Consider the following 21,349-nt stretch of genomic DNA (forward strand, 5'->3'; position numbering starts at 1 on the left):
AAATAAACCTTAAGCCTAGGTCGCGATTTAGACTAAACATTAATCTTAGGCGCTAAAATCAAGACCAATATCTAATGCCGTGGTGCTATGGGTTAAATAACCCATAGCAATAAAATCAACACCGGTCTCTGCTACTGCTTGTACCGTTTCAGGAGTGATACCACCGGAGGCTTCGGTTTTGGCGCGACCTTCACACATCGCGACCGCCTGCGATAAAACTTCAGGCGCCATATTATCCAAAAGCACCAAGCTCACGCCAGCTTCTAAGGCTTGCTCTAATTGCGCTAAGGTATCGACTTCGACTTCTATCGGAATGAGATGCCCTGCAAAATCTTGCGCTTGCTGAATAGCGGTTTTGATATCACCGGCGATAGCAATGTGATTGTCTTTGATTAAAATCGCATCGTCTAATCCTAGACGATGATTGCGCCCGCCGCCACAGCGTACCGCGTATTTTTGTACAATGCGCAAACCAGGAATAGTTTTACGCGTACAGGTAATTTGCGCCGGATATGCGGCGACGCTATCGACGATTTTTTTGGTATCTGTCGCAATCCCACTTAAATGAGTCATAAAATTAAGCGCGGTACGCTCTGCGGTTAGCAAATTCCGCGCGTTACCTCGAACTGTCGCCAGTACCGTACCCGCCTCGACAATTGCACCGTCATGGGCTTGCGCTATAAATTCGATTTGCTCGTCAATCAAAGCAAAAGACAAACGCGCCAAATCCATCCCACATATCACGCCTGCTTGCCGCGCTTTAATCTGTAGTTGCGCTTGCATATCCGCTGGGATAGTCGCTTGTGAGGTCACATCACCGCGCCTGCCTAAATCTTCCGTTAATGCCGCTTCGACCAAAGGTTTAAGCAATACTTCAGCCAATGCTGGCTCTTGTTTAACTGTCATGTCTAACCCTTATTTTTGCCTGACATTTATATGCGTTCGATGCACTCAATAAAACATCTTTAATTAAACTCAAAATGAGCATAAATATAGCTCAAAGTGGGAAGCCTCGCAAGAAAAGGGTGCAAATTTATAAAATTAACCAATATGATTTAGCTTTGATATGAGTATTTATCTTTAGTATAAGAAAGGCTTATGCAGTTGATGCTATTTTCGTTTAGGTAATTTACTATCCATCAGTAAGCTTTGTAGCTCGATATCATGACGAAAGCGATAGAGCTTGGCAGGGCGACCACGCTGAGCGCTACTACTCTGCCCCGTCTCCATAACAAGGTTTTGCGCATCAAGCAGACGACGGAAGTTTTGCTTATGTAAAGGTACTCCTGATAACGCTTCGACGCTTTGTTGCAGCTGCGATAAGGTAAATACATCCGGCATCAAACCAAAGATAAGCGGACGATATTCAATTTTTGCCCGTAGCCTTGAGATCGCAGTCGCTATCACGCGGCGATGGTCGTAATACATCGGCACACCAATTAACTGCGACCAATTTGTCGGTAGTTGCAGCTGATAACTGGGCGGATAAGTTGGCGCTTCAGGGATTAGTCCTGCTTCATAAAGCATCTCATAACGCAGCAAGACGTGCTCGGCTACCCATTCTCTATTTTCATAAGCCTTATCAGCATTTAGTGCTTTGTCCGTATCTTTGAAATTATCAACGGTTAAAGTCTCTTCACTGATTCCCCAACATAAACCAATACGCTGAAGGCGGCGCTGCTGCATGACCAATTCTGTTGCGCTATCTGCCCAGCTTAATAACGCGGGCACAATATGATTCATAATCATACTTGGCATACCATCCAAGTGATTTTCCCACGGAAAATAATCGTACCAATCGCGCCATAATGCTTGGCTTGGCAGCTCCTGCATTTGCGCTTCTTGTACCAACCCTAGATAGCTCACATACACTAGTGCATGACCATCGACGTTGCGGCGATTGGTATCTACGAAAGTATACAGCTGCTCTAAATAACCAAGCGGCTGCTGCGTTTGCTCCTCAACCCATTGACGTACGCCCGCTTGCAAGGAGCGATGTAATGGCATCAATGGCCCATTGGGCAAGAGCTTGCCTTGGTCAACCGTTAAAACGCGCGCGGTGTGCTCAGTAATCGCTACCAGCACGGCGACCACTTCTGTCGTGCCGCTACCTTGTTGATGCGAATGCGAATAAGACAACGTCATGGCTCTAAGGGTTTCCTTTATATGTAAACATGAAATGGAAGTTTCAAAAATGAGGTGTTTATAACCTCGCTTAGTATAGCGTGAATCGAAAGCTATCATAGCTTTGGGTTGTAAATAGACATTATTAAAGGCAATAAAAAAGATAGCCAGCAAGGTAATTTTTGACGGATTATGTATCGTTTTAGAAGCAGACTATAAAAAATACTTGTATTTATGCTCAAAATGAGCATAATTAAAACACTTTATTTATTCACCGTATTTAACTGTCTTATTTCTAACAACACTTCATTTGTCGTTAATGTACTAAAGGTTGCACTTATGAAAAATTATCCCTATGACGCCCCTATCATGAGCACTGACAATCGCATTGCGACTCAGATGAATATCGAATACGCCAAAGCTAAAATACCAGCAGATTTGCCACGTGCTGAACGTCTCGCTGTTGAAGATAATATTAAGCAACTGTTGAAAGAGCATAATGCAGTATTGGTTGCCCATTACTATGTCGATCCTTTTATTCAGGATTTGGCATTGGCAACGGGCGGTTGTGTTGGTGATTCGCTCGAAATGGCGCGCTTTGGGCAAGCGCATAGTGCGCAGACATTGGTCGTCGCTGGCGTCCGCTTTATGGGTGAGTCAGCAAAAATACTGAGTATGGAAAAAACAGTACTCATGCCAGATTTGGAAGCGGAATGTTCGCTTGATTTGGGCTGCCCTGCTGATGAGTTCTCTGCCTTTTGTGATGCCCACCCTGAACGAACTGTGGTGGTTTATGCCAATACCAGCGCTGCTGTGAAAGCCCGCGCTGATTGGGTGGTAACTTCGTCGGTTGGTATCGATATCGTCCGTCATTTGCATGCTAAAGGTGAACCAATCATCTGGGGGCCTGACCGCCATTTGGGTAAATACATCACGCAAGAGACAGGCGCAGATATGCTGCTTTGGCAAGGTTCATGCTTAGTGCATAATGAGTTTAAAGCGACTGAGCTCATGCAATTAAAAAAAGAGCATCCAAATGCCAAAGTATTGGTGCACCCTGAATCACCTGATAGCGTGGTAGCACTTGCCGACGTGGTTGGCTCGACCAGTAAGCTATTACAATCGACTTATGAGATGGATGCCGACACCTTTATCGTTGCTACCGATTTGGGCATCTTACACGAGATGCAAAAACGCTCGCCACATAAACGTTTCTTAGCCGCACCAACAGCGGGTGAAAGCGCCAGCTGTAAGAGCTGCGCTTTTTGTCCGTGGATGGCAATGAATGGTTTAAAAGGTATCGAGCAATGCTTGATGAATAATAGCGGTGAAGTATTGATGACGCATGAGCTAGCAGCAGCAGCCAAAAAGCCACTACAACGTATGCTTGATTTTGCCGAAGCGCAAAAGCAACGCGTAGCCGCGAGCGGTGATATTGTCAAAGATCGCGAGTTATTTGCCAATGTCGGAGCGGCCTAATATGAGCGAGGTACGGTCAGCTGATAAGGTAAATACTCATAATTCTACGGATATTATACAGACAGATGTACTTATTATTGGTGCTGGCCTTGCCGGTTTAAGTACTGCGCTAGCCTTGCCGAAATCGCTAAATATTACCGTATTAAGTAAAGCGGCATTGGAGGTTTGCTCAAGCCATTATGCCCAAGGCGGAATTGCAGCCAGTCTAGATAAGAATGACCGTGTCGCTGACCATATTGCGGATACGCTCATCGCTGGAGCGGGATTATGCGAAGCTGACAATACCACTAGTATCCTAAGCGCCGGACAGCAAGCGGTGCAATGGTTGTGTGAACAAGGTGTGCCCTTTACACTGATTCCCAAGCAGGAAAGACAGCAGCGTGATAATGCAAATCCTTTAGCGGCATTACAGACCAGCGATTTGCATCTCACCAAAGAAGGTGGTCATGGCTGTCGAAGGGTCGCCCATGCCGATGATGCAACCGGTCGCCACGTGATGGAGGCTTTAGCAACAAAGGTAAAAGCTGCGCGCAATATTACTATTCTGCCCTACCATGAAGCATTGAGCCTGTTAAAAGATAGCGCTAATCCAAATAAGCAATGCCAAGGTGCGCTCGTTTTTGACCATAGCATCCAGCGCCAATTAACTTTTCATAGTCGCGCTGTCGTATTAGCTAGTGGTGGTTTAGGGCAATTATTTAAGCGTGCCAGCGCGCCGAATGTCTGTGTCGGCGATGGCGTGATGATGGCGTGGCAAGCAGGCTGCCGCTTGGCAAATCTAGAGTTTATCCAGTTTCATCCGACTGGCTTAGCCTTAGACGATAGTAGTTTTTTGATATCAGAAGCGCTACGCGGTGAAGGTGGACGGTTATATTGCCCACAAACTGGTAAGCGTTTCATGCTTGATGTTGATAAGCGCGCAGAACTGGCACCGCGAGATATCGTCGCACGTGCCATAGCTGAGCAAATCAACGATAACGGTCTAGGTTACGTCAATCTTGATGTCAGTCACTTGCCAGCGGAATTTTTGCGCGAGCATTTTCCGCAGATTTATAAAACCCTATTAGAGCTTGGCATTGATATCACAAAACAACCTATTCCCGTTGCGCCGACTGCTCATTACAGCTGTGGCGGTGTAGTGACAGATGCTAATGGCGTAACCGATGTGTCAGGGCTTTATGCTGCTGGCGAAGTCGCTTATACAGGCCTGCATGGGGCAAATCGCTTAGCGAGTAATTCATTACTAGAGTGCGTAGTAGTTGGGCGCAATATCGCCGCTGACTTGCCACGTTATTTAGCAGCAATAGATAAAATGGATACAACGGTAAGTAATGCTAATTTAAAACAGTTAGCTTCTGATATTTGGTTACCGCCAACCCTTAAAAACACTCAGGTTATTACCCTACCTGCCATTACCATACCTTTATTTAATGCTTATCAATATAACAATCTGAAACGTGGCTTACATCTTGATACTAAAGTTACTGACATTAACGAAATAACTGCGCAGCTAAAAATATTGATGACCAACAACATGGGCATCACCCGTAGTGCTGAGCAGCTAACACAAGCACTAATACAAATTCAACAATGGCAACAGAGCATTGGTTTAGCTGAGCCTAAGCATCCTAATACAAATAATGAGAATACACCTACTAGCGTAAATGAGCTGGCAGATTTTCAATTATCCAGACAATTACAATTAGCGACCTTAGTTATCGAGTCCGCTTATCAACGTCTTGAGAGCCGCGGCGGTCATTACCGTCAGGATTATCCACAGTTAGCGACTGTACCCAAAACAAGTGTGATTGAGCCTCTACTAGAGAGACCGAAAAAACAGAGCCTTTCCCGTGCTAAGCCTGTCAAACAAATTCAAAGCCAGTTATCTTTATCTAACAAAGATGATGCACTAGCAGGCATCTGCTAATCCACCCTAAACTGGTACATTCATGTCGAATTTTGCTTGGGGATTTTCCGTATTGATAGCCTGATATGATACAATCTCCAGCTTCCTAAAAACGCCTTGTTACAAACTGACGAGCCTGCTGACATGCAAAGCCTGATTACCCTTGTTTTGGTCTTAATGCCGATGTTTATTGGCTTTGCCATACCATCAAACCCAACCATGACTAAGCTTGCCGATAAAGGCTTGTCTTATTTGGTCTTTATCATCCTAGGTTTGATTGGTATTGAGCTGGCACAAGTCGAAGGGCTTGGCAGCCAAATAGGCGAAATCGCGCTTTATGTCACCATATTATCGATACTAACGATTGGCACCGGCTTATTTGCACTCATGCTGTTTGACCGTCTGCGTCCATGGCATGCCAAAAAACCTAGCGTCAAATCTAAAGAGCACCGTGTCAGTATTCGCGGTAGCCTAGCACAAGTGTTTTGCGTGGCGATTGGCTTTGTGATTGGCTATTTCTTGCCCGCCGATTATATACCACCCGAAAACACCATGACCGCAATGCTCATGATATTAATCTTACTGGTCGGTATTGGGTTAAAAGGCTCGGGCATTACCTTAAAAGAAGTGTTACTCAATAAACGCGGCGTTGAAATGAGCGTTATTTTTACGCTATCGGTATTGGTTGGCGGGCTTATCTTTGCGCTGATGTTCAGCGATGTGTCATGGACAAAAGGTTTGGCACTGGCATCAGGGTTTGGTTGGTATTCACTATCAGCGATTATTATGACCGATGCTTATGGCGCGGTTTGGGGCAGTGTGGCGCTATTTAATGACTTGGTACGTGAGTTCTTTGCGCTATTGTTTATTCCCGTCTTTATGCGTAAATATCCGTCAGCAGCGGTTGGGCTTGGTGGCGCGACCAGTTTAGACTTTACCTTACCGATTATTCAACAATCTGGTGGTCTAAAAGTCGTGCCACTGGCGATTAGTTTTGGTTTTATTATTAATATTGTCTCGCCAGTGCTAATGGTGTTGTTTTCGGCGTTGGGGTAAGTATAATTTTTAAAGGTTGATGAAAATCAGTCGTTATTATTCAAACAGCTCACAGTGCTTGGCATATTCACCATATTTTCTGGTATAAGAGACATACTCAAGATTCATTAAATCAGTCACTTCACTACTTGCTAGCAACGTTACTCGGCTCTGTTTTGACTTAACATCCTTCAGTGTAAGCGCTTGAAAGTTGCGGTCTATGTTATCTGTATCTAAAACAAAGTCCTTATTTGAGCAATCATAAGTATGGATACGCTTAGCATCGATATTATGCTGCAATGCTAAAGTATTCTTGACAATAAGCGCACGACTACGCGCTAAAGAGCCTTTATTGATTTCATTTGTTGCTATATGACCAAAAATAAAAATATTGGCTTTTGGATAATCATTAAGACTTTCTACTAACTTCACAAATTCTGTATCATAAATAGCAGGTAATTGACTGCTCATTAGCGGAAAAAATCCATTGAATTCCATTTCCAGTCCGCCCACATCAACCTCTATTGGACAGCCTTTAATATCTACCACTACGTTAGGTGGCGTTTCAGGGCATTCGTCTATAGCATTAAGTACACCGTCACCATCTGAATCAATCTCTGCTTGCATCGTCCTGATGATTTCATGTTGAGCTGCATCTTTAGAAGGCGCCGTTGGGGTAGTTTGGCAGCCAGCTAAACTGCTAAAGACTATTAATAATAAAACACTGTAAGGTTTGTTTCTCATTACTATTCTCTTTAACTAAGTTTAGAAGCTATTCTTAATTTATATTAAGCGGACAGTTATCAATCGACAATAATCCTATTCAAAATTCGATACACCTGTTTGAGCTTGAATCGTTTTGATAATAATTAGCTTTCTGGCTTTTTGAATCGGTTACTAAGCTATAAACTCTACGATTCATAGATCTCCCTTCTTCGGTATCAGAACGTGCAATAGGACCTCCAATACCGCAATCGAAAGTAGTCAAACGACTAGACTCAATTTTATGCTTTAAAATTAGGTAGTTTTTAACAATGAGCGCTCTATTCTTAGCTAGCGAGTTTGATTGCAACATTGAGATAGAAGCTTCACTGACCTCATCCTCCGAGACATGAGCTTCAATTTTTATAGTAGCCGTATTATAGTTATTCATCTGTTCTGCTACTCTATCAAGTTCATCATGATACTGTGGCAATAATTCACTGCTGTCTTTGGTAAAAAAAGCACGATACTCCATCATTGGAGGCATACCAATAAGACTTGTAACCTCAGGACAGCCTCTTTCGCCTACTACCACGTTCTCTGTCGTATTTGGACATTGATCTATATGATCAGGGACACCATCGCCATCGCTATCTAAATTGACCATTATATTTGGCATCTTAATAGTTTGGCTTGTTTGCTTAGACAAGTCAGCCGTTTAACATCCGGATAGCATTAAGACGCTGATTGAAATTACAAGCGTACTTCTTAACAGCATTAGCATGTCTTATACCTTTAAAATTGCTGGCAAAATTCTTTATAGTACGTGAGTGAGTGCTCATTACCACTGCCCGTATAAAAATCATCTGCCTTTAACGCTTTACCATAAATACGCTGGTTCATTGAAGCGCCTTCCTCAGTATCATTAGGTGCAATCGGCATACTATCAACGCAATCAAACGTATAGATTTTATCAGCAGCTATATTTCTCTTAACCAAAGCAGTTTTTATTATCTGTGCCCGCTCACGTCCTAATGGGTGTTTATCAGCTTTTACTTGATTCATCTTCCCATCTATATCTACTGATTTTTGCGCAGCTTCAGGCTCCGAGATGTGACCAGATAACACTACCACCAGATCAGGATCGCTATGCATTTTTTCCGCTACTTTCTCCACTTCTATCAAGTACTTCGTTTGCAACTCATTACTATTGCGCTCAAAGAACACTCTTAGCTCCATCATAAAATTACCTATTAAATTCACCGCTACTGGACAGCCATACTCATCCGCCACTACTCCTTCAGGAGTGTTCGGACAGTTATCTATAATGTCAGGGACGCCATCATTGTCTGTATCTGCAAGTGGCTCTATCAGGACTTTAGGTGTGTTATATGACTCTTTGTGGATTAAAATTTTTGTGGGTACGGGTTGACAGGAAGCTAACATAAAACTAGCTATTACCACGCCTATCATCATCCATGACTTATTTTTCATACGCCATCCTCAGTTCATCTAAGAGTTCATCTAAAACCCTAAACTCCACTCGCTTGCTTAGCAAACAACCGCATCAAGGGTTTGATTTTGCTCACGCGATACATACCTTCATTACGAAGTTGTTGAATCGGACGCATCTGAGCCAGCGAGCCTGCAAACAGCCAGTTAAGCGCCGAAAAGCTGTGCATCATCAGACTATTATGCGGACGACGCAAACGCTCATAACTACGCAAGGTTTGGTTCGTGCCCCAGAGTTTATTGCCACTGCGCGCATAGTCATGGGTGAGTTGCTCACTTAATGCCTTCACATCAAGCATGCCCAAATTCAATCCCTGACCTGCCAGCGGATGCACGCCATGTGCCGCATCACCGATTAGGACTAAATTATCAGCAACATAGCTTTTTGCTTGCTGCGCGGCTAACGGAAAGCTAGCGATGGATTCAATCTCATGGATAGCACCCAGCTCATAATTGCTGGCAGCAGCCAGTTTATCAGCGATATAGCGCGGCGTTTCTTCTAGCAATGCCAATGCTTGATTGCGTGGTAGTGTCCATACAATCGATTGCCAATGCTGTGGATTGGTTTTATCTTCATCCGTGATATCGGCTAATGGCAATAATGCCAATGTACCTGTCGGCAGCATGGCTTGACGGGCGGTCGCTCGGTGCGGCTTGTCGGTTTGAATGGCGCAGCAAATCGCAGTTTGCTTATAATCAAGCACATCTAGTTCAATTGCCGCCTGCTTGCGCACAAACGAGCCGCGACCGTCAGCACCAACCAATAAACGCGCGTCAATCACACTGCCGTCATCTAGCGTCACACGGTAACCTTGTGCGCTACCAAGCCAGTCCATATTGACAACCTTATGCCCATCGATAACGGTTAGGTATTGACTGACATTAGAGGCAGATAAACGCTGCCATAATGCATGTTCGATAACGGCGGGCTCAACCATACTACCGAGCATTTTCGGCTCAGAGTTTTGATTACTGCTATTACTATTACGAGCATCACCACTATTACCAAACAGTAGCTCGCCCCTACCGTTTAGTTGCCAAACCTGCATTTGCGAATAATCGGCTTTACGCTCTGATGCCGCTATCTTTTGCCAAGCGCCTACGTCTTTTAGTAAGTTAATACTGGCAAGGCTTAATGCATAAACGCGCGCATCCCGCTTGCCAAGCACCTGTTGCCAATCTGATTCATCACGTTGCGGGCGTGCATCAATGAGCGTCACTGGCATTTCAGCTTGCGCCAGTTTTAGCGCAAGCGTCGCACCGACGATACCGCCACCGATAATCAGCGTATTGTTATTTTTCATAAAACATCCTTTGTCGCGTCACTCATGCTATCCGCCATGTTTATGAGATTTAGCAGCAGCTGAGATTATAGATTTTATTTGCTTAAAAACTTACCAGTATTTTGAACTAAGATTTTAAGCCCATCGCATAATTGGCAATTAACGGCTTAATATTTGGCAATTTATCAAAGGCAACCAAAGCCACGTTACGTGCCAGCTTCACCGCTGGGTTTGGATGCGTAAAGCCATGTACGACGGCATCACAAAAGCGAATGACGCGTTTTTGGTCGGTTTGACGCGCTTTTTCATAACGCTTTAGCAAAGTTGGATTGCCAATGTCTTCGCCTTTTAGCACCTGCCGACTCATCATTTGTGCCAGCACATGGGCATCGCGCATACAGAGGTTGAAGCCTTGTCCAGCAACTGGATGCAACGTATGTGCAGCATTGCCCATGATGACGCAGCGTCCATCGACTTGCTTGTCTGCTAGTACCCGCGTTAATGGATAAGCACCGCGGCAACCAGCTTTTTTAAACGTGCCAGCGCGCTCACCAAAAGCTTGCTGCAAGGTTGCCAAGAAATGGGCATCATCTTCTAGATACTGCGTTTCCTCACCCGTTGGACAAACCCAAACTACTGAACGTCTATAACCTTTTTGATACTCATCATTGCCGTCACCCTCTGGATCGGTCAATGGCAACACCGCAAGAGGGCCTGCTGGACTAAAACGCTCAATAGCAATATGCTCATGTGGCTGATCGGTCTCTACCACCCCAACGATAGCCGTTTGCTTATAATCATAAGTCGTAGTGCCGATACCTAATAGCTGACGCACGGTAGAATCGCGACCATCACAAGCGACTAACACGCTAGCTTGCAGTTGCTGCTCATGCTCCTCTTCACCGTAATAACTAAAGCTTAGCGTCACGCTGTCGCTTTTTTGATCAACAGCTATCACATTGGCATTATCAATCAGCGTAATCAGCGGCTCTTGCTGGGCAGCTAGTAACAACTTGCGCCCCAGCCAGGCATTTTCCATCACTTGCCCGAATGACTCGACCTGCTCCTCAGCTTTATTTAATTGCGCGCGCCCAAAGCTACCTTGCTCGCTAATCTGTACCGCATCAATTCGGCAAGCATGGCTTTGTAGCTCAGCCCACAAGCCAATTTCTTGATAAATCTGCACCGTACGACGTGACAGCGCGGTATTGCGACTGTCTAGATAATGGCTACGCTTAGCATCATCACTGGGGCTAATGGTTGGATAGCTGTTTTTCTCTAGCAAGGTGCTAGCGATACCATGATGCGCGAGTAACAATGCAAACGACAAACCGACATGCCCGCCGCCCGCAATGAGTACTTGCTGTTCAGTCATAGCAGCTTTATTAACATGGCTAGATTTAATATGATTATTTTTTGATAAATTTGCTTCAGTATTTTGCATGGTTATTATTCCTAAGATGACCCTTTTAACACGCTATTAGACGTGATGAATATGCACTCAAAATGTTATTTTTGTAGAAAATATCTCGTTCTTTTATCTTTGTAAGCTTGGCTTTTATAGCTGTCTTATCTATGCACTAGATTACCACAAATTCCTCAATATTCCGTGCTCTTGACAGTCTGTATCGCGAGTGTGCAAAATTTTTAATGGTCACCTATTATCTAAGGTTGGATTGATATTTTGCGTGTATTTTATAATGACAGTTTTCAATAAGGATTTGACTGATAAACCTTAATAACAGGCTTTAATAGTGATAACAGCTGCAGTAGTTGCAATCGTCATACAAAAACAAAGCGCTACTTCCCTTATATAGCTTGAATTTTCAAATCTATCTACCATAATGAAGGCAGGACTATTACTTATTATCCGCCATTTTACCAACAACAATTTTTATCAACCATTTACCGTCACATTTATTTCTATTATCTCAATAACCCTTATAACAGCCGTCATAAAAACTATCTAAATATAATGAAATACAATTAATGATTTTATCTCTAAAGCCCGCCTGACTATGATGTATAGAAGCAGTGATGCATAGAAGCAATAGCCATAGCAGCGGGCAACTTAATATAAGGATAATCGCTTGACTGATTCCATGAGCCGCCGTATAAAGTTTGAATTCTTGACTCCAGCACAGCTTAAAACCGTGCTTGGCGAATATAATAACCACATGAAATATATCCAAGAACGCCTCGATATTAAAATTAGCCAACGCCAAGGTGACTTTTGCCTGAGCGGCGATATATTAGGTGTTGAGCGCGGCGAACGTATTATTTATAAGATGGTCGATGAAGCACAAAACAGCAAAGATATCAGCGCAGAAGAGCTACACCTGATTATCCAATCGAGTATCTCACGCGATGAAGATATAGCAGCCGATGAACAAGTGGCTGACGAGGAAGATGCCGATAACTTGGATGCTGCAAGTGATTTTACGCCGATTAGTTTGCGTACTCGTAATGGTAAAATCATTCCACGCGGCGGCAATCAGCAGCGTTACGTCAGAGATATTTTATCGTCTGATGTATCCTTTGGTATTGGGCCTGCCGGTACTGGTAAGACTTACCTTGCGGTTGCTTGTGCTGTTGATATGATTGAGCGCAATGAGATTGAGCGTATTTTACTGGTGCGCCCTGCGGTAGAAGCTGGCGAAAAATTGGGCTTTTTACCAGGTGATTTGACCCAAAAAATCGATCCGTATTTACGTCCTTTATATGACGCGCTCTATGAGATGCTAGGATTTGATAAAGTCGGTAAAATGCTTGAAAAGCAAATCATTGAAGTTGCCCCGCTTGCTTATATGCGTGGCCGTACCTTGAATAATTCGTTTGTCATTTTGGATGAAGCGCAAAACACCACGCCTGAACAGATGAAAATGTTTTTGACCCGTTTAGGGTTTGGCTCACGTGCGGTTATCACCGGTGATATTACGCAGGTCGACTTACCGCGCGGCAGTAAATCTGGTCTGGCACAAGCGATGGAAATCTTAAGCGGTATCGAAGAGATTCATATCACCAAGTTTGACTCAAAAGACGTGGTACGCCATCAGTTGGTACAAAAAATCGTCGAAGCGTATGATGTCTTTGATATTGAGCAAGAAATGCTACAAGAAAAACGCAAACAAGAGCGTTTTGTCGCTGAGCAAGAGCGCAAAGCAGCGATAGCAGATGCAGCTGCTAAGCTATAAGCTATAAGCTATAAGCTATAAGCCATCTGAATATATATGAGATGACTTGAGAGAACATTGAAAGAAAACCGGATTTGATATCCGGTTTTTTACTGTTAGATATTTATGGTTGAATATTTTAAATTGACATAAAAAAGGATAATGGCATGAGCCAAGCTGAACAGAATAATGCTGACAACAATATTGATGATAATGTTAATAGTAGTTTTAATGACAGTTTGAATAACACGTTTAACAATGATGACAGCTTAGCCGTACTTGATATAAGCGCCGCTGATAGTATTGATGACGATATACTTGAGAGCTTTTATAATCGCGAAAACTTATTAAAAGTCATGATGGCGACTTTGGATTATATAGATGGGTGTATTAAAACTGGTTTGACGCTGCCTTATTATGCCGATATCGATACTGAAGTATGGCAAGAAAAAGCAAAAGCGCTTGATATCTATATTACCGATGAAGTGGAAGGTCAGGAGCTGAATTTAGAGGCGCGCGGCAAAGATTATGCCACCAACATTCTATCTTACCCAAGCGACTTGCCAGCGGCAATTATTGGACTGATGCCAACGCTACCGCTAGGTGAGCTGGTGATTTGCCACGCCGTGGTAGTTCGTGAAGCGGCTGAGCAAGATAAGACTGTCAATCAGCACATTAGCCATTTATTGATACACGGCGTGCTGCACTTGCTTGGTTTTGACCACGAGCTCGGACAAGCCGAGCAAGATGAGATGGAACGCTTTGAGATTGATATTCTGGCAGAATTAGCGCTACCAAATCCTTATCTTTAGCTTGTCTTCAACCCTTTTTTAACATGGTTTTTTGCGCTTGATCCATCTGGTTAATCATTTGATCTAAACCTTTGACATGCACGCTGCGCTGCGGGAATGGAATATCGATATTTTTATCATCAAGCGCGTTTTTGAATTGTTCTAATAAATCGCATTGCATTGCCCACCAATCACCGTTGGTGGTCCAGACATTCAAAGTCAAATCGACTGAGTTGTCACCCAAGTTGGTCACACGTATCACAGGGGCAGGATCAGTAAACGCCATCGGATTGTTTTTTGCCAAATTTAGCATAATATCTTTGGCAGTTTTGATATCGGCATCATAACCAATACCCACTGTGATATCGACGCGGCGATTGGGCAACGCCGTATAGTTAATGACCGCTGAGGTAGTGATATCGCTATTAGGAATGATGACGTCATGATTGTTGATGGTCGTCAAATGGGTATTGACCAAGGTAATTTCGGTCACCGTACCAGTGTAACTGCTAACCTGTACATAGTCGCCGCGCACAAACGGGCGAAAAGTGACAATCATAATACCAGCGGCAAAATTCGATAGCTGGTCTTTCAGTGATAAACCAATTGCCACCGCTGCACCGCCCAAGATAGCGACGACTGAAGTGGTCTGGACGCCGACTTTACTGAGCGCCGCTAAAATAACGACAACTAATAGTATGCCGTATAATAAGCGGCTTAAAAAATTGGCCGCCGTCGCTTCTAAATGGCTACGTAACATAATGCGATTACTGATAACCACAACTTTCTTTGCCAACCAGCGCCCGACGATAAATATCAATAAGGCAAAAGCAAGTTTAAGCGCAATGCTGATAGCACTTTCTGTTAGGCTAGCAATATCAAGGGTAAAACCTAAAAATTCCATACTGACTCTTTATTTAAAAACTGTTTTTTATAAATACTTTTTGTCTTTTAGATGTTTATCATTACTTATCATCCAATAAGACATGCACTTAGTTTAAGCATACCTAATAAGTCACATCTACTTTATCACTGTAGCGATACGTACGTATCAGACGCAGCTCAACAATATCATTCATGTCTTCGGTAAATTTACCAAAGGGCGCCGCTTGTCTAACCGACTGTTTGGCAGCCTCATCCAATATTGTCGAGTTCGAGCTCTCAAGCAAACGAATCGCTTTAATATTACCATCATTGCCGATGACGACCATCAAACGCACCTCTCCTGTAATACCTTGGGCGCGCGCTTGGGTAGGATATTGCAGATTACCGACGCGCTCGACGTGCTCACGAAAGGTATTGATATAATCTGCTGCTGCACCGCGCGTTGTCGAATTACTATCGACAGTCACAACTTTTGATTTGGTCGCATACAGCTGTTGCCGCTGAGACAACTGCGCCTCTAAAGTAGCAATTTGCTTACGCAGACGCTCTTCTTGCGCCTTCATATCATCTTGCTCTTGCTTGCTATCGTTGTCAGACTCGACGCTTGCTTCACGCCAGCTTAGCGTCGTACGCAGATAGCTTTCTTGATAACGCTGCTGACGGACTTGGCGCTGCAAGTTGATCACGTCTTGCGTCTCGCTCATTTGTTCGGCAGACAACGGACTGCTCTGATCAGTCTCTTGGCGCAATTGCTCCTGCACGGTACCGCCGCCTTCTTGTGAGGCATTGGCAATAAATTGTGCATCTTCATTCGGCTGCATATTATCGGTCAGTGCTTTAGCAACGTCTTGGATCATACCAGCGGGATCTTGCCCCATCGAGAAGCTAATCCCAAAAATAATGAGCGCATGAACGCTGACGGCAATCACCACAGCCATCGGCAAGCTGATATCACGCTTGGGCGCTTGCGCTGAAAAATGGTAGCTTTGCGAGTCTTTAATAGAGGCCACAGTTAATCTCAGCTAATGAATATAAGGGCTATTGGCAAGAAGCATGATAATATAAGCGTCTGTCGACCAATGCCGGCGCTATCATAACATGACATAGAATTGTGTCGCTAGCACAACCGTATACTGCGGCTCTTAACTTGCCACTTGTTCATCTATATATAGTAAACCTGCTCAATCAGACAAAACCTAGACGTTCATTCAGCATGCGCCCATTTTGATATATACTGTTTTATAAGTCAGCTATTAGAAAATATGAATTTTCTCCTGCACCATATAAAATATAAACGCCGGCACAATGATTACCCCAACGCTTACATGACGACCCTATCATTATAAGGATAATAAGTTTGAGTAACTTTGATAATATGGACAATATGAATGATTCAGACAGTTTTGAGGAATTCTTTGAGGATATTGGTTACCGTTTTGACGAGTCATTTAGCGATGGCTGGGAGCGTCTTACCCAAGCGATTAAAAACATTTATAACAAAACCACCGACAAGCTTGAGGATGAAATATCCTTGCCAGTTGCCCAAACCTACGTCAATGATGCACTGCAAAAGTTTGTCACGGACAATGTGAAAGCTATTTTAGAGCTGCGCGTTGAGATACATGACAACTGGTTTCGCTTGTATTGTACCGTCGATGCTGGCGGTATCTACGCGGAGGTAGCAAGTAACTTTAGCTTGGTTCATGTACAGCTTGATCGCAATGTTCAGCGCCTTGTGTTTGGTCAGCAGACTTATACTGACGTCCTTAACCTACGCTGCGAATCCTTTATCAAGCGCCAAGGTATCAAGCTCTTTATCTGGTTTTATCATAGCGTGCTCAAAAAAGATCCTTTGGGTTTCATTTTATCTTATATCAATATTGCCCGCGCCAAAGAGGAAATCATCTACCTTGATATCAATCGCTGGCTAAAAAATAATAAGAAAATCATCAGTACCTTACACAAAGTACAGGTCAATTACGGCGAGCTTGAAGAAGAGCAACTGGTGCTTAAAACCCAAATCAATTATCGTGACCTACTAGCCAGTAGTGCCAATGAAGATATCATCAGTGATAAGGATGAGCCGCAGCTGATGCAAGGCCCTATCAACCCGATTGCGGATGCTACTGAGCCAAGTTTGGAACCCTCTTCATAGACATACTAAAAGCCGCCTAAATACTCTTTTAACGCTTACCATAAAAAAGCACTGACCCTTAAAGATAATTGTCTTTAAGGGTCAGTGCTTTTTTAATTAAGGCTGTCTACATCAATCTAAAGCAGTCATACGATTACCAATAATTTTCTACTGCGATATTGCCTTCGCCGCGGCGATTCATCACCAGCCCTAAGCTCTTCAACGTCTCTTTAGTATCTTCTACCATCTCTGGGTTGCCGCATAGCATGATGTGGGTGCTATCGATGTCTAAGGCAATATCGGCGCGCTCTTGTAGCGTTCCATCTAATAATAGCTTCGGCAAGCGTTCTGTCAATGCCCCCTCGACAGCTTCACGAGTAACAATAGGTATAAAAATTAATTTGGCTGGATTATCAACCAAGGAACCAAAGTCTTCTTGTAAGCTTTCAATCTTATCAATATAAGCAAGCTCTTCTGTCGAGCGCGCGCTATAGGCCAAGACGATATGCTCGTAATCTTCCCAAGTTTTTAAGTCTTGCAGCATCGATAAAAAAGGGGCTAAGCCCGTACCAGTAGCTAGTAACCATAAGTCTTTTGGCAAAGGCTTTTGATAACGTGCCAAAGTTAAAAAGCCAAAGGGCATGGTATTAAGCAGCAGCTCATCACCGACTTCTAAGTGTTGTAGCTGCGAAGTAAATGCGCCATCAGGAATGACAATAGAGAAAAACTCTAATATCTCATCGAAAGGTGAAGATACAATCGAATACGCGCGGAAAATATCTTCATTCAGCGCCTCGTTTAGTGCTTCGTTCAGCTCTTCATCATCATCATCATCTTCATCGTAGTCAGCTACTGCACTCAGCTGCTTATAGTAGTTTAGTTGACTGGGATTAACGCCTAAACGCACAAATTGCCCAGCGGTAAATTTAAAACTATCCGGACGACTGACGGTAAAGCTAAATAGATTGGGCGTCCAAGTGGTTTTACTGAGCACCGTTACTTTCTGAATATTGTCACTCATAATAATGACTCACCCTCTTTTTTTATTAATAATTATCGATACTCTATTGTAGATGGTATTTTTTATGAACTTTTAAAGGCTACAAACGAAAAGATGCGCCAAGCTTATCATAGAGCTGGCGCATCTTGGTTTTCTAACCGTTGTAATCGATAAGTAGCCGCAGCAAGGTACCGCTATTTATCATACTTTTCTGTGCTTACCAGATACGAGCCAAGCTTGCCCACTCAATCATAGTATTCGGTAACACACCGAAGAATACAATAATTGCGGTGACGGCGATGACCATGATACCACCGGTACGTAGACCCCACTGCCCAGAGACGTCAAATTCAATAAATTGTTTTGGACGTTTAAAGAGCGTGAGCATGACGCGCAAGTAATAGAACAAACCAATGGCACTACCCAAGATAATCATTGCAGCCAAGAACCAGTTGGTACCTTGTACGGCGGCAAGAATTGCAAATAGCTTGGTGATAAAGCCTGCAGTCAGAGGAATACCCGCCAATGACAACATCATAATTGTCATGACAGCGGTCAATACTGGACGACGCCAGAACAATCCTTGGTAATGGGTCAGCTCATCGGCTTCACCAGCCAAGCGATAAGGGCTCGACATCAAGGTTACGACACCAAAGGCTCCAATAGAGGTAAAGGCATAAATCGCCATATACATGCTTGAGATACTATCAGCGGCAGAACCAATGCTAACGATCACGATAAGCACATAACCCATATGGGCGATTGATGAATAACCCAGTAGACGTTTAAGGCTAGTCTGACGGACCGCTAGTAAGTTACCCACCAAGATAGATAAAGTAGCCATAACCATAAGCAGCATCTGTACTGATGGCAGCGCCAATAACGACGTATCAATTAAGAAACGAACCGCCAGCGCCATCATCGCCACTTTTGTGACCGATGCTAAATAGGTAGCAACAGGTGCTGGTGCGCCCTCATAAACATCTGGTGTCCAAATGTGAAACGGTGCCGCAGACAGTTTAAAGGCAATACCAAACATCATCATTGCCGCGCCAAGGATTAAGAGTGGCGATTCAAAAATATCGACCAACATCATACTGATAGGCTTGAAAGCAAGCGAGCCTACTTCTGCATAAATAAATGCCATACCCATCAGCAGCGTTGCCGATGCCGTGGCTGATAGCACCAAGTACTTCAGCCCCGACTCAAGCGAGCGGTTGCGCATATAGGTATAAGACAGCATGCCGTATAGCGGTATCGATAGCATCTCAAGGCTCATAAAGAATGAAGCCAAATGCTGAGCACTGACCATCAGCAATGCGCCAACAGTCGATAGTAGCATCAGCAAATACAGCTCTTCTTTATGATCATTTAAATCGGCTAAATAAGCATAAGACAGCGTAAAGCAGGCCAATGCACAGATAAGAATAATCACCATATTGAACTGGGCAAAGTTATCAATAACAAATAACTGCTCAGCCGTTGGCACAAGCGAGCCGCTATCGATGATGCCTGCCATTTGCGCGATCAGCGCAAACAGACCAACGTTCAAACCGACGACCGAGATGGTACCGATCACCATATGTGAGCGTTTAATCGTGATGGCAATCATCACCACCAAAACTGTAACAACTACCGCAATGATTGGTGCATAAGGCATTAGCCCCATCAAATCATTCATCGTAAATTCATTCATGACTTAACGTGCCTCCATTGCATCAAGCAGCTGCGAGGCATCTACTTGTGTCACTTGACTATATATATAGGCGTTATTAATCCACTGCATCGCGTGACTTGAGGTATCAAGGAACGGCTGTGGATACAGTCCGAGCCAGACCAAGCCTGCCGCTAGCATCAATAGCAACGACAGCTCGCGCCTGCCTAAATCTTTTAGCGGGCGCTCAGGTAAACCGTGTAACTTAGTTTCTTGTAACGCCACTTCTTTAATGTTATTAGTACCGAACAGCGCTTTATGAATTAAGATAAGCGAGTATAAACCTGCCAATACCAAGCTGAATGTAGCTAAGACCACAAACACCGGATAGTCGGCAAAGGCGCCAAATAAAATCATAAATTCGCCGATGAAGTTACCTGTGCCCGGAATACCTAATAAAGCGGCACAGAAGAACATCAATATCGGTGCATAATAACGGAACTGCCCCCACATACCGCCCATCAAGGTCAAATCGCGCGTATGCAGACGCTCATATAACTGCCCTGCCATGATAAATAGTGCTGCCGAGCTTAAACCGTGGGCGAGCATCTGAATCATCAAGCCTTGCAAGCTGAGTAAGGTACCAGCATAAATTGCCAAGACCACAAAACCCATGTGCGAGATACTGGTATAAGCCAGCAAGCGCTTCATATCGGTTTGCATAAAGGCCAACCAAGCGCCATAGAAGATACCAATGGTTCCCAAGGTCATGGCAATCGGGGCAAAATCTTGTGATGCTGCTGGAAATAATGGCAAGACAAAACGAATCAAACCATAAGCGGCAGTCTTAATCAAAACTCCTGCCAAATCCACCGAACCTGCAGTTGGTGCTTGCGCATGCGCGTCAGGCAACCAGCCATGGAAAGGAATAATCGGCAACTTCACGGCAAAGCCAATAAAGAAGCACAGCATAATCGGATATTCCCAGCCGCCAAGTGAGGTGCCGAGTAAGTCATTATAATTAAAGCTGACCATGCCTTTTTGGGCATAGCTGATAATGACCAATATCAAAATACCGACTAGCATGATAAGACCAGATGCTTGGGTATAGATAAAGAACTTAGTTGCCGCGTATTCTTTGGTTTTGCCAACGACGTCATGACCCCAAATGGCAATCAAGAAGTAGATAGGAACCAGCATCATCTCCCAAAAGAAGAAGAACAAGAACATATCAATGGCTAAGAAAACGCCAATGACGCCGCCTAAACTCCAAAGCAAGTTTAGATGGAAGAAACCAACACGGCGTTGAATCTCATTCCACGAACAGGCAACGGCGGCAATACCAAGCAGACCTGTCAAGCCAACCATCATCAGCGATAAGCCATCTAGCGCCAAATGAAAGCTGATACCAAAGCTTGGTATCCATGGCACCATAAATTCGGCGACCCATGGCACATTTGCATCTGGCGCAATCACTTGCTGACTCATACCGCTATAATCGCCGTAATGCCACAGTACTAGTGACAAGGCAAAGGTCAACGTCATACCGATCAAAGCAATCCAGCGCGGTAGACGTTTATTAAAGCGTTCGACCAACCAACATAGCAACCCTGCAATAAAAGGAATTGCGATTAATGCTGGTAGCATCCACGTTTGTTGTAACTCAATCAT

At 43.9% G+C, this 21,349-nt stretch carries 18 protein-coding genes; 6 read left to right on the top strand and 12 right to left on the bottom strand.

Annotation, left to right across the window (positions count from 1 at the left end):
• Positions 1-45: 45 nt before the first annotated feature.
• Together nadC and JMW39_RS11305 are read right to left on the bottom strand one after the other, a co-directional pair.
• On the bottom strand, positions 46-906 hold the full coding sequence (gene nadC, locus JMW39_RS11300; protein ID WP_201546566.1) for a carboxylating nicotinate-nucleotide diphosphorylase: 861 nt from the start codon (positions 904-906) through the stop codon (positions 46-48).
• A gap of 204 nt (positions 907-1,110) precedes the next feature.
• Entirely contained in the window at positions 1,111-2,145 is a 1,035-nt protein-coding gene (locus tag JMW39_RS11305) for an NUDIX hydrolase (protein WP_201546567.1), read from the bottom strand.
• A gap of 318 nt (positions 2,146-2,463) precedes the next feature.
• Between JMW39_RS11305 and nadA the strand changes: the two genes are divergently transcribed.
• From nadA to JMW39_RS11320, 3 genes are all read left to right on the top strand, one after another.
• Positions 2,464-3,603: a quinolinate synthase NadA gene (gene nadA / locus JMW39_RS11310; RefSeq protein WP_201546568.1), complete on the top strand. Its 1,140-nt coding sequence runs from the start codon at positions 2,464-2,466 to the stop codon at positions 3,601-3,603.
• Position 3,604: 1 nt separating this feature from the next.
• Positions 3,605-5,530, top strand: coding sequence for an L-aspartate oxidase (gene nadB, locus JMW39_RS11315; RefSeq protein WP_201546569.1), 1,926 nt, complete (start codon positions 3,605-3,607; stop codon positions 5,528-5,530).
• 123 nt (positions 5,531-5,653) lie between these two features.
• Positions 5,654-6,565 carry a lysine exporter LysO family protein gene (locus tag JMW39_RS11320; RefSeq protein ID WP_201546570.1) on the top strand — a complete coding sequence of 304 codons (912 nt, stop codon included), beginning with the start codon at positions 5,654-5,656 and terminating at the stop codon, positions 6,563-6,565.
• Positions 6,566-6,601: 36 nt separating this feature from the next.
• On the opposite strand, the gene JMW39_RS11325 is transcribed toward JMW39_RS11320, so the two are convergent.
• The 5 genes from JMW39_RS11325 to JMW39_RS11345 all read right to left on the bottom strand — a co-directional run bounded on the left by JMW39_RS11325 (position 6,602) and on the right by JMW39_RS11345 (position 11,416).
• Entirely contained in the window at positions 6,602-7,288 is a 687-nt protein-coding gene (locus JMW39_RS11325) for an OmpA family protein (RefSeq protein ID WP_201546571.1), read from the bottom strand.
• A 79-nt stretch (positions 7,289-7,367) separates the two neighbouring features.
• Positions 7,368-7,913 (bottom strand): OmpA family protein, encoded by a 546-nt coding sequence (locus JMW39_RS11330; protein WP_227679501.1) that lies wholly within the window; start codon positions 7,911-7,913, stop codon positions 7,368-7,370.
• 128 nt (positions 7,914-8,041) lie between these two features.
• Positions 8,042-8,740, bottom strand: a complete 699-nt coding sequence (locus tag JMW39_RS11335) for an OmpA family protein (RefSeq protein WP_201546572.1) — start codon at positions 8,738-8,740, stop codon at positions 8,042-8,044.
• 38 nt (positions 8,741-8,778) lie between these two features.
• Entirely contained in the window at positions 8,779-10,062 is a 1,284-nt protein-coding gene (locus tag JMW39_RS11340) for an FAD-dependent monooxygenase (protein WP_201546573.1), read from the bottom strand.
• A gap of 106 nt (positions 10,063-10,168) precedes the next feature.
• Entirely contained in the window at positions 10,169-11,416 is a 1,248-nt protein-coding gene (locus tag JMW39_RS11345) for an FAD-dependent monooxygenase (protein WP_201546609.1), read from the bottom strand.
• A gap of 727 nt (positions 11,417-12,143) precedes the next feature.
• Between JMW39_RS11345 and JMW39_RS11350 the strand changes: the two genes are divergently transcribed.
• Complete coding sequence (locus JMW39_RS11350; RefSeq protein ID WP_201546610.1) at positions 12,144-13,235, top strand: PhoH family protein; 1,092 nt, start codon at positions 12,144-12,146, stop codon at positions 13,233-13,235.
• Between the two features lie 146 nt (positions 13,236-13,381).
• Positions 13,382-14,026, top strand: coding sequence for an rRNA maturation RNase YbeY (ybeY, locus tag JMW39_RS11355; RefSeq protein WP_201546574.1), 645 nt, complete (start codon positions 13,382-13,384; stop codon positions 14,024-14,026).
• 7 nt (positions 14,027-14,033) lie between these two features.
• Here the strand turns inward: ybeY and JMW39_RS11360 are convergent, their stop codons facing one another.
• Positions 14,034-14,909, bottom strand: coding sequence for a mechanosensitive ion channel family protein (locus JMW39_RS11360; protein WP_201546575.1), 876 nt, complete (start codon positions 14,907-14,909; stop codon positions 14,034-14,036).
• Positions 14,910-15,012: 103 nt separating this feature from the next.
• Positions 15,013-15,900, bottom strand: a complete 888-nt coding sequence (locus JMW39_RS11365) for an energy transducer TonB (protein WP_201546576.1) — start codon at positions 15,898-15,900, stop codon at positions 15,013-15,015.
• 374 nt (positions 15,901-16,274) lie between these two features.
• Here JMW39_RS11365 and JMW39_RS11370 point away from each other — a divergent pair, with 374 nt between their 5' ends.
• A complete protein-coding gene (locus tag JMW39_RS11370; RefSeq protein ID WP_413786237.1) occupies positions 16,275-17,045 on the top strand; it encodes a hypothetical protein in 771 nt (256 codons plus the stop codon).
• Positions 17,046-17,178: 133 nt separating this feature from the next.
• Here JMW39_RS11370 and JMW39_RS11375 read toward each other — a convergent pair whose 3' ends face one another.
• From JMW39_RS11375 to nuoM, 3 genes are all read right to left on the bottom strand, one after another.
• Positions 17,179-18,045, bottom strand: a complete 867-nt coding sequence (locus JMW39_RS11375; RefSeq protein ID WP_201546577.1) for a ferredoxin--NADP reductase — start codon at positions 18,043-18,045, stop codon at positions 17,179-17,181.
• Between the two features lie 196 nt (positions 18,046-18,241).
• Positions 18,242-19,720, bottom strand: a complete 1,479-nt coding sequence (locus JMW39_RS11380) for an NADH-quinone oxidoreductase subunit N (RefSeq protein WP_201546578.1) — start codon at positions 19,718-19,720, stop codon at positions 18,242-18,244.
• Between the two features lie 3 nt (positions 19,721-19,723).
• Positions 19,724-21,349: an NADH-quinone oxidoreductase subunit M gene (gene nuoM, locus JMW39_RS11385; RefSeq protein WP_201546579.1), complete on the bottom strand. Its 1,626-nt coding sequence runs from the start codon at positions 21,347-21,349 to the stop codon at positions 19,724-19,726.

It is taken from the genome of Psychrobacter immobilis, assembly GCF_904846175.1.
GTDB lineage: Bacteria > Pseudomonadota > Gammaproteobacteria > Pseudomonadales > Moraxellaceae > Psychrobacter > Psychrobacter immobilis_E.